The organism is Thermococcus litoralis DSM 5473, assembly GCF_000246985.2.
Lineage (GTDB): Archaea > Methanobacteriota_B > Thermococci > Thermococcales > Thermococcaceae > Thermococcus_A > Thermococcus_A litoralis.
This window is the reverse complement of record NC_022084.1, coordinates 1,914,968-1,930,351: the sequence shown is the minus strand read 5'-3', so window position 1 is coordinate 1,930,351 and position 15,384 is coordinate 1,914,968. Positions and strand designations below refer to the sequence as shown.

Here is a 15,384-nt window from a genome sequence, read left to right as displayed (position 1 = left end):
CTCTCATAAGTTGCTAATCCTTGAATAACCTTTTGACAAGGAAAATTAAGGGTATCAACAGCATAAAACCAGGACCACAAATTTCTCTACTTGTAGTTGTTTGTTCAGGGGTTGCCGAAGACAGTACAAAGCTCTCCTTAGTGTTCAAAGAGGACTGTAGCTGTGAGCAATTTTGATTGTAGTACAAGAATTCTCCGTGGGCTATTAATGGAACAAAATTGATGGAAGCATTTTCAAGGGCAAGAGAAGCATTTTGGAACTCAAATTTTGATGGGATAAGTTTTGGGGATATCTCAGAGAAAACAACTTGCACATCTCTTCCAATACTCTCTGAGCCATTGACTGGAAATGCGAGGATCACATTCTTTGCGGATATAGCCAAAGAATCAGTTAACGCAACACCATTACTCGAAAAGTCTTTCGCCCATGAAAGCCCTCCGCTTTCATCAAGGAGGAGAGTTACAAAATTCCCGCCAATAAGACACTGCCCATTTAAGTTGCAATCAACATCATTGATTTTTATCGACCAAAATATGCTCTCACTTATCTTTTCAGGAAGATTCAGCGGAAGAAACTCATGCGTCCAGATAAGGTGGCCTTCTCTATCCAGCTTTATCACGAAGTATTCTCCAATCCACGGAGCGTGCTGGGAGCCAGAAACTCCTGCAACCACTGCAGAGGCATTGCTCACCTCAACTTTATCCGCAAATTCATCGCATCCGAGATCAATAGCTCTCTGCCAAAGGACGTTTCCTTCAAAATCAAAAGTACCAATCCATGCGTTATAATCCTCCCCTGGAGCAAAAGTATACCCAACAACAAAAATCTTGTCTTCACTTGCAGTTACTCCAGAAAACTCCAAGGAACTCTGATTTTGTTTCATAGCTTTTTTGACCCATTTAATTTGGCCTTCGGGAGTTAATGCTGCAACAACATTCCCAAAAACAAAGATTATCTCCCCAGTGGGAGCCACAGAAACATCAGTTACATTTAGTTTTTTCATCCATAAGAGATCCCCCGTCTGGCTAAACTTTGCAATAAACCCCTTTCCAGCCACTACTAAATCTTTTTCACTCGTGAAAGCGATCCTATGAATTTTAATATCCCTGCGTGCTGTCGTTATTGCCCACAAGGGTTCTCCTCGAAGATTAACACTTAAAACACTGCTCCCTACTGCAAAAACTCTACCGTCAGAGGTTGCAAGCACATCTTCAAAGCTTTCTCCATAGTTCCCTATCCAACAGGATGAAGCTGAAACATTTGAAAGAAAGAACAATAGGAGAAAAATCAAAATCGATAGGCGCTCCATGATCACATCCCCCTTATTCTTTAGCAAAGTACTGGGAGGGAGATTCAGCAAGGGCAAAACACCCCAACGATGCCTCTATCTCCACTTTTGCCTTCATCATAGGAAGGTCTCCACTAATCAATTATTGAGCACTCTAGCGATATAAAATTTACCATCGCATAGAGAAAAATAAATGTGATTCCAACCTTTCTTTTGAAAGTCCTACCTCTGAAGGGGATTTTCTCGGAAACAAAGGTTATAACCCAACACACCTCTACCATATAGGGAACCCAAGATGATTGCCGCTGTGCTCGCCGGAGGAAAAGCAAAGCGTTTTGGGGAAGAGAAGCTACTCTACAAAGTTAGTGGGAAGCCTCTGATACTCCACGCCATAGAGAGCGTTCTTAAAGCGGAAGGGATAGATGAAGCTGTGATAGTAACTTCAAGAGAGAAAAAAGAAGTCTTTGAAGAGCTTGGCTTCAAGGTTATCGTTGACGAACTTGAAATCGGCCCAGCTGGAGGTGTTTACACCGCTCTAAGGAAACTGGGCGACGTTTTTGTAATAGCAGGAGATATGCCATCCATAAAGCCTAAATTCGTTGACTACATCATAAAGAGGTTCTATGAGCTTAGGCCTCTTGCCTGCGTCCCAAAATGGGAAAATGGCTACCTAGAGCCCCTCCACGCTGCATATTCAAAAAACTTCCTGAAAATACTGGAGGAGCAGATAACCAAAGGCAGATATATGCTTAACGAAGCAATAAGGCTCTCTAACTCATGCTACATAGAAATAGAGCCCCTTCCCAAAGAATGGCGCGAGAGCTTCTTTAACGTAAACACCAAAAGCGATTTAAGGAAGATTAGAGGCTCTTCGAGAGTATAATAACGCTGTCAAGCACTTTGGGCTTGAATCCTTCCACAACTTCTTTTCCAATTATCGTGCGGAGCTTTTTGAAGCCAAGCTCCTTTGCTCTAGCAAGCAAAAGGGGAAAATCCTCTCCTTTGCCCCACAAGTAGCCCGTAACAACAGAGCTATCATAATAGACCTCCTCGAGAACATAATAAGACCTTCCCAGCCTTCCGCTCTCGAAATAAACCCTATCATCTATCCCTGCTATTTTATCTTTGAATGCCACGAACCAGTGGTGGTAAGAGCTTTGGAACTTTCCCGCGACCATTTCCAAGCCTTTAACGTCCTCCCACGAGAATTCAAACACCTCAGGCTCTACCCCAATGCTGGGAAAAGACTTAAGGTCAAACTCCACAAAGCTTGCACTGTAAAGGACATCCCTTATGCCGAGCTTTTCATAGAAGCCGATTGCCGATTTTTCCGGGATTACTGTAACCAGTTCACAGTCTTTCTCACGGGCTAACTCTTCGATAAATCCAACAATAGCTCTGCCCACACCTTTGCCTCTGAAGCTTTTATGCACCTCAAGCACATCTATATGGGCGATTTTTCTAATTTTGCTCCCTATGAGCTCTTCACTGATTAAGACTTCCCCGTTCCCTATTATATTGCCATTTTCTTCCGCAACTATGGGAAACTGCTCCTCTAAAAGGAGGTTGTTCATGTGGATTGCACAGGTTTCGATGCTCATCCAAGGGCCGCCGTGGAGATAACGCTCCTCTATGCTGAGTTCTTCGTAACTCGCTTCTTTACCTTCGCTTTTCTTTATCCACCTCTCAACTCCGGAGCAGTGAACATCAACTATACCTCTGCAGTCATCAAGCGTTGCAATCCTAACTTTCATAAAAACCACCAAAAAAAGAGAAAATTAAAGCTCCGCCTCGCTCAAGAACTCAAGAAGATCCAAAAGCCTCCTGTCCTTTATCTTCGTAATGTAGTCACTAACCTCCTCCCTTCCGATTTTGCCATCCTTGTACAGGGCGACAGCCTTTACTCCTTCAAAGAACTCCTTCATTTCTGGGAATGCTCTAGCAAACATGTCTATGTTGTTGTAAATCTCCTCAAACCTGTCCTCCAGCATCATCTGCCACACTACATCTATTAGAGCATCAAACGCAACGTCAAAGTACTCGCTGTCCCTTCCATAGAGCATTGCATAGAGGCATTCATGCAGGGCTGCCTCATAGTTGTCTTCATCCTCAAATATCTCCTCAAAGACAAGGTGTATCTGAGATTTCAACCTCTCGTCTAGGTTTTGTGAGAGAAGCTCAGCAAGCTCGGCCTTTGCTTTTGCTATCTCCCCCATCTCAAAGGTTATGTAAGCTTTGTAAATCCTTATCTGCTTAACATCCTCCTCTTTTCCAAGCTCCTCCAGGGCTTTTTCTGCCTTGTCCATGAGCTCCAATGCTTTTTCGTACTCTAAAAGCTCCTCATGAATGAGCCCCATGTTGTGGTATACTTTTGCGATGTTCTCCAAGTTGCCCTTTTCAGTCTCTTCTTCAAGCAGTCCTCTGTATAGGTCAAGCGCCTTTTCTAATTCACCCAGAAGGTAATATAAATCGGCAAGATGATATTTAACCTCAAAGGTATCCTCTTCTTCAGCGAGCTTCTCAAACTCCTCAACCTTGTCAACATCCAGAAACTCTAGGAAATAATAAACCACAAGCTTGTACAGCTCATAATCTCTACATTCTAAGGCGAGCTTTTCAGCTTTCTCAAGAACCTCTCGCAGCTCCTCTTCACTAAGCTCATCGGCCTTGTAATATAGCAAACTTGCCAGCTTTTTACAGTCTTTCTCCTGAATTGCCTTAAGTATCTCTTCCATTTTACTGCACCTCAAGAAAATTAGGCAATAAAACCTTTTAACCTTACGCATAAGTTGTCCCAATTCCTCAGCTTGTAGCATCTTTACTTTTCTCTGAAAGCTTTGCCCTTTAGAGGGGATGCAGTAATTGAAGACCAACCTTTAAAGAACCGAAACTTTTTTAAACTTTGCAAAGTAATAAGATCTCGAAGAGGCCAAACTTAGAACCCGATGAGACAAGGGGTTTAAGTGTCCCCTTCAAGCTAAGGGGGAGTGGACGCCGTAAGGCGTCCTTGAGAAACTGCCCTTTAGAGCAGTCGAAAACTGGAGGTTCGCCTCTCAAACCATAACCCCAATCCGCTTTGCGATAGGGGTAACGGGGGCAAGACGTGTCCTCGGGCCGAGCCGAAACCGGCAGCGGGAGTAGGTGATGGGCCCGTAAACCTTCCTGCTATTGGCGAGGGGTTAACTCGTTGGAAGCCTCGCTTTTCAAGGCGGGGTGGAGGTCAGAACAAAACATAAAAAGGCTTATGAGGGTTGAAGCTCTATACACCGATGTAGAACTCAACTCTCCAGCGAGGGATTGAAAATGAAGAAAATCCTAAGCTTGCTTTTTATCTTTCTGCTCTTTTATCCTGCTCAGGTTGAAGGACTTGAACGCTTGAAAGTTATTGAAGGAGAGTTCACAAACCCTCTTCACGCAGAAGTTTCACCCAGCTATAGAGCCGAATGGGTTGATTTCATCTTTTTGTCCAATGAAAGCTGCAACGTCTCGGCGAGCTATAAGGTTTACCAATATGGAGAGGTCGTAAAAGAGGGAACCGCAAAAATCAAATGGCTTAAAGGAACTCTTTACATAACAGTCCCTCTAGAGCTTTACGATGAGTTTATCGTTTATCTCTCTCCAAACTTCTCCTGTGAGGTAAAACCTGTAGAATATAGGGTTATTGCTGGACTAGACCTCAACAAGCTTAGAGACATCAGCGTTAAGGTTGGGAAAGCGATTGAGTTGCAATGGAATGGCACTGTATCCGAGAACTCTTCCTCAAAGCTAAGATTCAATGCCTCAGGGAGGCTTTTAGGAATTGATGTAAAGCTCTACAATTATAAGGGAAAGGAGGTTTCGGGAATAGTAGAATGGGAAAATGGAACAAGAAACTTCACAGTACCAGTAAAGGATGGGTGGACATGGATACCTGGTGAAGATATACGTGGAGAGGTAACACTAGCCTTAAACCTCCCACCCGGAACTGGAGTAAGTGCAACCGCTTATTATGCTCGGGAGAGGGAGCAAATTAACGGAGACCTCTTGATTAAAGACAAACAAAACCACACAGATCTTGATTACCCCTTCGGAGCTATGCTGTGGGACAGAGGAGGTATCGAGACATGGTTTGAAGCAAAAGGCGAAGGAGATGTCTTGGTCTTTGACTTCGGCAACGAAAAAATATCCAGAATATCAATAAAACGCAACGAAGTCTGTGCTGAGCTCTACACCCTATATTATGGCAAAAAGAAGCATTGCTCTCTGCTCCCAATGAAGAAAATACACAACTTAAAGGTATCTTTGATTAGAATCCCCGACGGAAGGCGGCTCCTGCAGATTAAGGTTGATGAAGTTGTCTTCAGCGAAATGGTAAATTCCCCAATTAGATTCTGGTATTTTGGAAATAATCTCTCCCTGATAAGTCTTGATGCATCTTTGCACAGAAACCCGGACTACTATGTAGTGCCACCTAATGAAAGAAAAACGGATATTGCCCTTGGGATTTCAACATTGGCACTGGTATTTGCCATAGCATTGTGGACACGTGAGAAAAGGAAGCAAGCGTCATGAGAATACCTTTTAAACTATCTCGCCAATCACAAATCATGCTTGAAGTGATTTTCCTCGGCACTGGTGGCATAATGCCCAACAAAGAAAGAAACGTGCCCTCTATAGCGTTAAGATACAATGGAGAGATTATTCTTTGGGATATTGGGGAGGGAACTCTAAGACAGCTGAACATAGCCAAGCTGAGCCCCATGAAGATTGAGAAGATTTTCATAACCCACTTCCACGGTGACCACTACCTTGGTCTGATGAGCCTTATTCAAACAATGACCCTCTGGAACAGGGAAAAGCCCCTCCACGTTTACGGTCCGAAGTACACCTTCGAGTTCATTCAAAACTACCTAAAAAGTGGATTTTTCAGGCCAAGCTTTGATATACATGTCCACGAGCTCGGAGAGGCAAGGCTGAAGTTTGGAGACTATGAAATATGGAGCTTCAAGGTGGAGCACGGCGTCCCTGCTTTAGGCTATGTTTTCAAGGAGAAAGACAAAAGGGGAAGCTTTGATCTTGATAAAATTAGAGAACTCGGCCTAAAGCCCGGTCCCTGGATGAAAGAGCTTGAAACCAAAGGAAAGATTGAGATTGATGGCAAGGTTATCCACCTCGAAGATGTGACTGGAAGTCCCAAGAGAGGTGCGAAAGTCGTTTATACCGGCGATACCGAGCCCTGCGAGAGGGTGAAGCTCTTTTCTGAAAAGGCGGATGTTTTAATTCACGAAGCAACTTATCTTAGTGAAGAGGATAGGGGGGAGAGCTATCATTCGACAGTTCCAGAGGCCTGCGAAGTTGCAAAAAAAGCAAAAGCTAAACTTCTAGTTCTCTTCCACAGAGCCCCCAGATATACGTACGAAGAGTATAAGCAGGGGGCGGAAAAACTTTGCAGGCATAGATTTATAATACCCAAAGACTTCGATGTGCTTAGGATTGGTGAAGAGCATGAGCTATCTTCGCTACGTTAAGGTCATAGGGACAATGCACGTTTCCCCAAAGAGCAGAAGAGAAGTCAGAAAAGTTATATTAGAAGAAAAGCCCGATGCAATTGCTATCGAACTTGACAGGCAGAGATTTTACTCCCTCCAATCCTCGGAGAGGATCACGTTTAAGGAAGCAGTAAAGCTCGGAAAGAAAGCCCTCTTGGGATACATCCTTATGAAGGTTGAGGAAAAGATTGGAGAAGAATTTGGCATGAAGCCCGGAGGAGAAATGATGGAAGCAATCCAGACAGCATCTCTTCTCGGAGTTCCGCTGTATTTAATCGATGAAGACATCCAAAGTATCATGGGAAAGCTTCTCAGAGCACCTTTGAGGGAAAAGATACTCCTCTTACTTGAGAGCTCCTTGGTTTTTCTTCCAATTGCTCCAGAAGCAGAAAGTCAAGAGGATATAATGGAGAGTTATAAGGTGATGATGCACAGATTTAAGCTCCGCTATCCCTACCTTTTTAGGATTCTCGTGGAAGAAAGAAATGAGATAATGGCAAGGAACCTAAAAGCAATTGTTGATGAGCTCAAGAGGAGAGGAGTCAAAAAGCCAAAAGTAGTAGCGGTGGTAGGTCTTGGGCACAAAAAAGGCATAGAAAAGCTTTTGAATTCTTACAGAGAAGAGAAGAACTTTTATACAATAACAACAAGATTATAGTGGGTGATATCATGGAAAGACAACACTTAAAATGCCCTCTATGCGGAGGAACAAGCTTTAAAGTTGAAGAAGGAAAGCTGGACAGCAAGTGGGGCTTTACAGCGCATAAGGTGAAGATAGTCATCTGCGAAAACTGTGGTTATGTTATGATGTTCTACAAAGGAAGAACGATATGGGACTTTGATTAACCCATGAGATATTTTTATTTTAATCTATCTATTTTCTAAATTTTGGCTTTTAAAATTGAAAATCTCAGTATCACTAAAACCTCAATTTAAACTGGCGATACCACGCTTTTGGACTTCCGATTGCAAGATAAATTGTATATTTCTCTACAATATCTTCTTCTCTAAGAAACTTGTCTATGTGGTATTTAAGCGTCTCCGGATTAGCTTCAAAAAATCTAAGTAAGACATCACATTCTCCTCCGATATATTCCGTAACTTCGTATATCCTCGGGTTCATAACTGCTTTACTAAGAAATTCTCTGATATTTTCCATTTTGGCATGTTTTTTAAATTTAACTAACACATCGGCATATGCAACATCGGCAGCTCTAAGTAATATCAACGCTATTATCTGCAGAATACCCTCCTCTTGTAACCTCATCCTGCGTCTTCTGATTGTTGTAACAGATACACCCAACTTCTCGGCTATTTTAGTATCACTCATTCTGCCATTTTCTCTCAATAACTGGTATATCTTAATGTCGAGGCCATCAAGTTTGTCTTTTAAAATACGTCTTAAAACAACGCTTTCATCTTCATACATAATATTAAATGTCTCAGTAGTATTTTAAAAGAATTTCGCTAAAGAGATAAAAGAAACGTCACAAATATTCTCACTGAGTCAATGACCTCTTTGATTTCAATATGTTCGTTAACGACATGCGCAAGGTTTTCATTTCCTGGACCGAATGTAATTGCCTTTATCCCTCTAGCTCCAAAGAGTGCCATTTCAGTAAAGCCGGTTTTGACTCCTGCTTGAGGTTTCACGCCAGTAATTCTTTCAGCGGTCGCAGAGAGCAAGTCCAAAAATCTTCCTCCGTTCTTTAACACATATGGCGGCTCGATATCCTCAACAACAATTTCGTAAGAAATGCCCAATTCCTTGCTCTTTTGCTCTATGAAATTAACCAGCTCATCGTAAGCTTCGTTTATATTTTCGTCTGGTAGAACTCTTCTGTCTATTGAAAAGCAGAATTCCTCAGGAATAACATTTGTTTTGCTGCCTCCCTTTACATAACCCCCTAGCTCCATTGTTGCTCTCCTTGATTTAGGATCATGGAAATCATATTCAGATACCCTCGAAGTAATCACTGGCTTTAGTTCCTTTAGTATGGAGTTAGCAAGCAGTATTCCCTTCTCGAATGCATTTTCTCCGAGCCAAGGCCTAGATGCATGGGCTGCTTTGCCTTTAACTTTCACCTGTAGCCATAAACCCCCTTTACATCCGATGTCTATGCTTTTCAGCAATGTTGGTTCGGTAATTATTGCATAATCCGCCGTAACAAGGTTTTCCTTCAAGAGATATTTAGTCCCAAGAGACGTCGTTTCTTCATCTGGAACTAGCGATGCGTTTATTCCAATATTCAAGCTGTCTTCAAATTCGCTGAGAATCCTCAATGTGCTGATAATACTTGCAATACCACCTTTCATATCGCTTGCTCCCCTGCCATATAATTTGCCGTCTACGATCTTTCCGGAGAATGGATTAAACTGCCAGCCCTCACCCGCGGGTACTACGTCATAATGTCCGTTAAAGTGTATTGTTGGACTTCCTTTTTTCAGTTCAGCGAGAAGGATATACCTTGGATACTCCTCGGGATTCTCTATGAACTCCTTCGCAAAGCTGTTTGGCACCTTTACAATATTTGTCCTTATACCTCTTTCCTCTAAGTAATCCTTGGCTTTCATAACAAACTCTTCGTAATTTTCTCCAGGTGGGTTTTGGGTTGGTATTTTCACGAGCTCTTTAAGTATCTGTACTATCTTATCTTTTTCTTGTTCGATTTTTTCGAAAACTTTCTTTTCAGTTTCACTAATCACAGCCCTGCCCCCTTATACTTCATAAGTACAAAAATAAAAACAGAACTCAGAAGGGACCTAGATTTATCATTACTGCAATATAGACCAAGATTATTGCTGCTATTGAGAGCTTGATTACAAGGGGTACTGCGTATTTCAGCCACCTATCGTATGGAATCTTTGCCATTGAAATTGTCGCCATGACAACTCCGCATGTTGGGTATATAATGTTGGTTATTCCATCACCAAACTGGAATGCAAGTACTGCAACTTGTCTTGTGACTCCCACTACATCGGCCAACGGAACCATTATAGGCATCGTAGCCACTGCTTGCCCGCTCCCTGAGCAGATAAGGAAGTTAATTAAGGTCTGCACAAAAAACATTCCTACACCTATTAATCCAGCTGGAAGGCCTGCGAGTGGCTGGGACAATGCATATACTATGGTGTCAAGAATCCTTCCGTCTCTCAGCACTACTGCTATTGCCCTACCAAACCCTATAATCAAAGCCCCATACGTAAGTGAAGAAGCTCCTTTTATGAAGTATCTGACTATTTGGTTGGGCTCCATTCTTGCTAAAATTCCTACGACTATTGCACCCACAAGGAATAATGCCGAAAGTTCATCTATGTACCATCCATACTTTAGAACACCCACTACTAAAACTGCAAAGGTTCCTAGGAACCCCAGCAGAGCTAGCTTTTGAGAGGAGGTTAGAGTAACTTCCTCCAATTTTTGAGTCGTTTCAAATTCTTCATAGGGAACATCTGCAACGATACTTGCTTCTGGGTTTTTCTTGACTTTTGAAGCGTAAGACATCACGTGGTGGATCGTGATTGCCATAAACACGAGCCACACTATAATCCTGAACTGCATACCCGAGAATAGCGGAAGTTCTGCTATTGTTTGGGCAACACCTATGGTGAATGGATTCATGAAAGCCCCTGCAAAGCCTGCCGCGGCACCAAGGAATGATATCGAGATTCCCACAACCCTGTCGTATCCCATAGCAACTGCAAGCCCAATCATCAAAGGCACAAAGGCTAGTGTCTCTTCTGCCATTCCGAAGACTGACCCGCCTAGTCCAAAAAGGATCATCAATGCTGGTATAAACAGCTTCTCTTTACCCCTCATCTTTAATGCCGCCGCAGAAAGCCCTGCCTGCAGTGCACCAGTAGCCTCAGTAACGCCAATTAAACCCCCAATTATGAATACAAAGAATATTATGGGGGCAGCTTCTTGAAGTCCCTTGACTATTGAGAGAAACATCTCCCACGGCCCAATAGGGTTGCCTTCCACATAGTGAAACGTATCAGGGACAATAACTGTTCTCCCATTTACTTGCGTGCGCTCGAATTCTCCTGCTGGGACAACCCATGTAGCTATTGTTGCCAGAACTATTACTACGAATATTATCACATATGCATCTGGAACCCACCTTTTCTTTTTGCTGGAGCCACAATTATTTTGCCCTTTGCACCCCATCTTTCCACCACCTTACAACAAAGTAACTTAAAAAATAATGAAGAAAACCATATGTCAGTGACTGATCCAGTGTTTTGGGGTAAACTGATCTGGAGCAATACTCGCCTTAATGCGCATAAGCAGGTAGTAAATTATTGCTGTGAAAATATATGATTGTACTGGAGGTATCCCTAATGCCATTTTTTGGTTATAATAGCCAAATATCAGACCACAGATTAATGCTATAGTAGCGATTATGTTCCATCCTTGTTTTTCTTCCCACGTTTCTTTTCTCAGTATAAAGAAGTCAGTCGTCATAATTGCTGCAATTGGCGGGAAGAGCAATGACATGAAGAGCAACCAATTCATGTATCTCTCAAGAATGCCTGCTAATGCAAGAACTATTCCTAAAACACCTACGAACACTGTGAGAATTTGTTGTTGTTTACGTTCTGTGACATTAACCATATTTCCTATAGCCAATGCAGGACTATAGACATTTACTAACTGTGTAGTCCATTGCGCAAGAAAAGTTAGGAAATATGCCCAGAATGGATACCCCAGTATAATCATGACTTGAACAATGTCCCATGAACCAACCCCTACTGCCATTATTGCTCCGGTTAGCATTAAGATAAATCCAACTAGAATCACGAGAGATGGTACTAAGATTGCATTCTTCCAACCAGGTTTTGCAACCCTTGCATAGTCTGAGATCATAACCCACTGACAGACATTTACTCCAATTATTGTGGACAAGGCTGTACTTATTGGCATAGTTTCTTTTGGTATCCAGTTAAGTATACCCTCAACTCCGTAGGACTTAATGGCGAGATATATTCCCAAGCCAAAAATTAGCATGCCTACTGGGACTCCTAGGTAATCTACTATTTTTATAGACGTATATCCTAGTACTGCAGGAAGCATAAAGACAATTCCTAATGCTATTACCATCAACGCCCATTGAAGTTTTTCTGTTGTGTAGTCAATTCCAAATCCTGCACAAAAGGCATTAGCTGCTATAGCGGTTTGTATAGCCCACCATCCTAGTCCTAAGATTATTAGGATCAGCGAAATTAAAATTCTTGACTGGAGAGCACCAAAGCTCTGTCTTGCAATAACGCCAGCTGGGAGACCTGTCTTTGAACCAATATAGGAGTTAATTGCATTCCCTACCCAAGTTATTAACAAAGCTATTGCCAATAGCAAAGCTACTTGCTGGACTCTAAATGCCCCTACTAGTCCTGCTCCGACCATCACAACTGAGAGTGTAAACTCACACCCCGCATATACTATTGCAGGACTTAGCCAAGACTGCCGCTGTTCAAGGGGTATAGGCTTTGTAGGTATGTCATAACTAAACTCCTCTCCCATTTTTGTCACCTCCAAATTCTAAAAGACAGATGCGCATTACTCCGCCCTCTTTTGATTTATTTTAACGAGTTTATGCCTACAAACTAAGCAATAGTTGTCTTTCATATCCTGAGGATTTTTTCAACCTTCTCAACTGAAAATAAGGATTTTAATTTCTCCTTTATATCTCTCAACGTCATGTACTATTCCTCCCTTGTTAATCTACAATTATTAACTCTCTTTCAGCTTCAGTAAGTCTAACACCTTTTTTATTAAGCACAACAACATCATCTTCAATTCTGATGCCAAATTTTCCATGCAGGTAAATGCCAGGCTCAATTGTAAATACCATCCCTTCTTTGAGAAGTTTCGTATTTCCTGGGGAAATATAAGGCTCTTCGTGAACATCTATTCCTAATCCATGTCCTGTTCTGTGAATAAAATATTTGTCATACCCATATTTTGCTATAACATTCCTTGCAGCTGAATCTATATCTCCTGCGGTTATTCCTTCCTTAACTTGTTGAAAAGCAGTTTCTTGAGATTCTTTGACAATTTCGTAGACTTTTTTAACTTCTTCCGATGGAGATCCTACAACTACAGTTCTTGTTATGTCAGAACAGTATCCAAGATACTTTGCTCCATAGTCAAATATTACTACGTCCCCCTTTCTAATTTTTCTGGTTGAGGGAGTGTGATGTGGATTTGCTCCATTTGGTCCAGATGCGACAATTGGATCAAAGGAAACACCATCAGCGTCAAACTCATTTTTCATCATGTACTCTATCATATTTGCCAATTCTTTTTCGGACTTTCCTTCTAGCTCTTCATCCATGAGCTTGTAAAACATTTTATCAGCTATTTTTGCTGCTTTTTTAAGTACTTTAATCTCATCTTCATCTTTTATTTCTCTTAGTTCTGATATTACTGGGCTTAGTGAATATAGAGAATACTTATCGAGTACTTTCTGCACTTTTAAAAATGTGCCAACTGGCATTGTATCATCTATCAATAATTTTTCGCTTTCTTTGAATGTCTCTCTAACCTTAGTGGCAAATATTTTGTAGGGATTTTCACTGTCACTCCAGAGGATTACTTCACCATCGAACTCTGAGAGCTCTTCTTCATATATCTGTGGAGCGATTACTGTTGGAGAGTCTTGTGAGGGAACAATAAGCACAAAAAGCCTCTCCAAGGTTCCAAGAGGGTTCAAGCCAGTCAAATAATAAAAATTAGAGCCGGGGACTATGAGAGCCCCCTCAAACCCCCTCTTTTTTACATGAGATTGAAAATTATATATTCGTCGTTTGTAGTTCATGTTTTTTGCCCCCTTTCCTCACGTAGCTTCCTTCTTAGCTGTTCTGTTGCTTGCCAGTCAATCTCTAATTTTTCAGGGTTTATAACAACACCATAAACTTCTTTTGCAGTATCTAAGGTTATTAACTCGTCTTTGTAGTCTTCGAGGACTAATTTTGGATCTCTTTCAAGTGGATCTCCCCATCCACCTCCACCTGATGTCCTAATACTTACTAAATCACCTTTCTTGAATACTTCTGCAGAAATCCTACGAACTTCTTGGGCTTTTCCATCTTTGTAGATTATCACTTTATTACCTGGTCCCGGGAGTCCTCCATCAACACCCCATGGAGGAAAGTCATGTCTGCCAACCTGAATGGTAACTAAGGCTTGACTGTTTAAAATCCTGTACTCTCTAATAACTCCAAAACCTCCTCTGAACTTTCCATGACCAACGCCGTCTTCGGTATTAAGCATATACCTCTCTACGAGGATCGGGAAGTTTCTCTCGTATACTTCTGTAGAGGCAATATATGTTTCTCCATCTCCACAGGCTACCAAACAGCTTGTTCCATCCATATCATATCCTGCACCCCATCCTCCTGGCTGAGGTTCTACTATCGCAAATGGCTCTCCTGTTCTGTCATTTACTCCTCCAACAATCGTGGCTATAATTGAAAGGAAGTGTCCAGCTGTTAATTTATCTGGAACATGAGGAGCAAGAGCCTTCCAAACTAAATCAGTAGCAAAAGCGATTGCTTCCCAGTCAGTGGAGGTGGGCGCTGGCTTAGTTGGATGGAAGATAGTACCTTCGGGAGCTATTACTTCTAAAGGCTTAAAGAATCCTCCAGTTGGATATGCATGGGGGTCTGTAACAGCCATATAAACCTCCCTTACTCCAGATACTGTTGCGGGGAATGGGGAGTTTATTGGACTCATGACTTGCTCGGAACTTCCGGTGAAATCGACAACAACTTTTTCATTTGTAATTGTGACTTTTGCTCTAACGTATACGGGCTCGTCAGTACCAGCAATCGCTGCATCAATGTAGTCCTCGGCTTCAAATTTTCCCTTAGGAAGTTCTTGTAATTTCAATTTTGCGTATCTTTCACCATCTTCTAATATTTTTTTCATAGCGAGCTTTACGTTTTCAAATCCATATTTATTGATAAGAGCTTCGACTCTCTTTGCAGCAACTCTCATAGAAGCTGCTTGTGCCTCCATGTCACCATAGGTATAATCTGGTAGTCTAGAATTCTCGAGAATTATGTCTATCACGCTCTTGTTAGGCTTTCCTTCTTCATACAGTTTTACACATGGGAGCTGCAATCCCTCCTGATATATCTCTGTTGCATTTGGATTCCAGCTTCCAAAAGCCATTCCTCCTACTTCAGTCCAATGTCCTTTGTTAAGTATTAAACCCAAAAGTTCGTCTTTGTAGAACATAGGCATTATCAAAGTAACGTCGTTCAAATGAGTTCCTGACTTGTAGGGTACATTGCTTACAAAAACGTCTCCTGGATAGATCTCATCCCCCCATTTCTCAAGCACTTCCCTAGCTGCGAAGTCAAGTACTCCAGAGAATGCTGGAACTCCAGGAGCTTGGGCCACAAGGTTTCCTTCCGCATCAGTCATTCCAACAGCAAAGTCATAAACCTCATAAATTACCGGACTTTTTGCCGTTCTAGCAAATGCCCAAAACATTTCTTCATTAGCAACGATTAGTCCATTTTTTATTATTTCTAAAGTAAAAGGATCGATACTCATCC

The 15,384-nt window shown here is 41.9% G+C and carries 14 protein-coding genes; 5 read left to right on the top strand and 9 right to left on the bottom strand.

The window, feature by feature from the left end; all coding sequences use genetic code 11:
- Window positions 1-13 precede the first annotated feature (13 nt).
- Window positions 14-1,309 (bottom strand): hypothetical protein, encoded by a 1,296-nt coding sequence (locus OCC_RS10585; protein WP_004066178.1) that lies wholly within the window; start codon window positions 1,307-1,309, stop codon window positions 14-16.
- A 274-nt stretch (window positions 1,310-1,583) separates the two neighbouring features.
- Between OCC_RS10585 and mobA the strand changes: the two genes are divergently transcribed.
- A complete protein-coding gene (mobA, locus tag OCC_RS10580; RefSeq protein ID WP_004066177.1) occupies window positions 1,584-2,171 on the top strand; it encodes a molybdenum cofactor guanylyltransferase MobA in 588 nt (195 codons plus the stop codon).
- On the opposite strand, the gene OCC_RS10575 is transcribed toward mobA, so the two are convergent.
- The gene (locus OCC_RS10575) at window positions 2,149-3,042 is read right to left on the bottom strand and encodes a GNAT family N-acetyltransferase (protein WP_004066176.1); all 894 of its coding nucleotides are present in this window, start codon (window positions 3,040-3,042) and stop codon (window positions 2,149-2,151) included. The genes mobA and OCC_RS10575 overlap by 23 nt on opposite strands.
- Before the next feature lie 24 nt (window positions 3,043-3,066).
- Window positions 3,067-4,023: a tetratricopeptide repeat protein gene (locus OCC_RS10570; protein ID WP_004066175.1), complete on the bottom strand. Its 957-nt coding sequence runs from the start codon at window positions 4,021-4,023 to the stop codon at window positions 3,067-3,069.
- 568 nt (window positions 4,024-4,591) lie between these two features.
- Between OCC_RS10570 and OCC_RS10565 the strand changes: the two genes are divergently transcribed.
- From OCC_RS10565 to OCC_RS12650, 4 genes are read left to right on the top strand one after another with little or no spacing between them, the layout of a single operon-like run.
- Window positions 4,592-5,839 (top strand): hypothetical protein, encoded by a 1,248-nt coding sequence (locus OCC_RS10565; RefSeq protein ID WP_004067959.1) that lies wholly within the window; start codon window positions 4,592-4,594, stop codon window positions 5,837-5,839.
- Between the two features lie 35 nt (window positions 5,840-5,874).
- Window positions 5,875-6,795 (top strand): ribonuclease Z, encoded by a 921-nt coding sequence (locus OCC_RS10560; RefSeq protein ID WP_048874642.1) that lies wholly within the window; start codon window positions 5,875-5,877, stop codon window positions 6,793-6,795.
- Window positions 6,773-7,474 (top strand): TraB domain-containing protein, encoded by a 702-nt coding sequence (locus tag OCC_RS10555; RefSeq protein WP_004067957.1) that lies wholly within the window; start codon window positions 6,773-6,775, stop codon window positions 7,472-7,474. Before OCC_RS10560 ends, OCC_RS10555 begins: the two co-directional genes overlap by 23 nt.
- 11 nt (window positions 7,475-7,485) lie before the next feature.
- Window positions 7,486-7,662, top strand: a complete 177-nt coding sequence (locus OCC_RS12650; RefSeq protein ID WP_004067956.1) for a zinc ribbon domain-containing protein — start codon at window positions 7,486-7,488, stop codon at window positions 7,660-7,662.
- A 73-nt stretch (window positions 7,663-7,735) separates the two neighbouring features.
- Here the strand turns inward: OCC_RS12650 and OCC_RS10550 are convergent, their stop codons facing one another.
- From OCC_RS10550 to OCC_RS10525, 6 genes are all read right to left on the bottom strand, one after another.
- Window positions 7,736-8,245, bottom strand: coding sequence for an Lrp/AsnC family transcriptional regulator (locus OCC_RS10550; protein WP_004067955.1), 510 nt, complete (start codon window positions 8,243-8,245; stop codon window positions 7,736-7,738).
- 38 nt (window positions 8,246-8,283) lie between these two features.
- Window positions 8,284-9,522, bottom strand: a complete 1,239-nt coding sequence (locus OCC_RS10545) for a M20 family metallopeptidase (RefSeq protein WP_004067954.1) — start codon at window positions 9,520-9,522, stop codon at window positions 8,284-8,286.
- Window positions 9,523-9,568: 46 nt separating this feature from the next.
- Complete coding sequence (locus OCC_RS10540; RefSeq protein WP_004067953.1) at window positions 9,569-10,987, bottom strand: YfcC family protein; 1,419 nt, start codon at window positions 10,985-10,987, stop codon at window positions 9,569-9,571.
- A 54-nt stretch (window positions 10,988-11,041) separates the two neighbouring features.
- Window positions 11,042-12,340 carry a cytosine permease gene (locus tag OCC_RS10535; RefSeq protein ID WP_004067952.1) on the bottom strand — a complete coding sequence of 433 codons (1,299 nt, stop codon included), beginning with the start codon at window positions 12,338-12,340 and terminating at the stop codon, window positions 11,042-11,044.
- A 196-nt stretch (window positions 12,341-12,536) separates the two neighbouring features.
- Window positions 12,537-13,637, bottom strand: a complete 1,101-nt coding sequence (locus OCC_RS10530) for a M24 family metallopeptidase (RefSeq protein WP_004067951.1) — start codon at window positions 13,635-13,637, stop codon at window positions 12,537-12,539.
- A complete protein-coding gene (locus OCC_RS10525; protein WP_004067950.1) occupies window positions 13,634-15,382 on the bottom strand; it encodes a hydantoinase B/oxoprolinase family protein in 1,749 nt (582 codons plus the stop codon). Before OCC_RS10525 ends, OCC_RS10530 begins: the two co-directional genes overlap by 4 nt.
- Window positions 15,383-15,384: the final 2 nt, after the last annotated feature.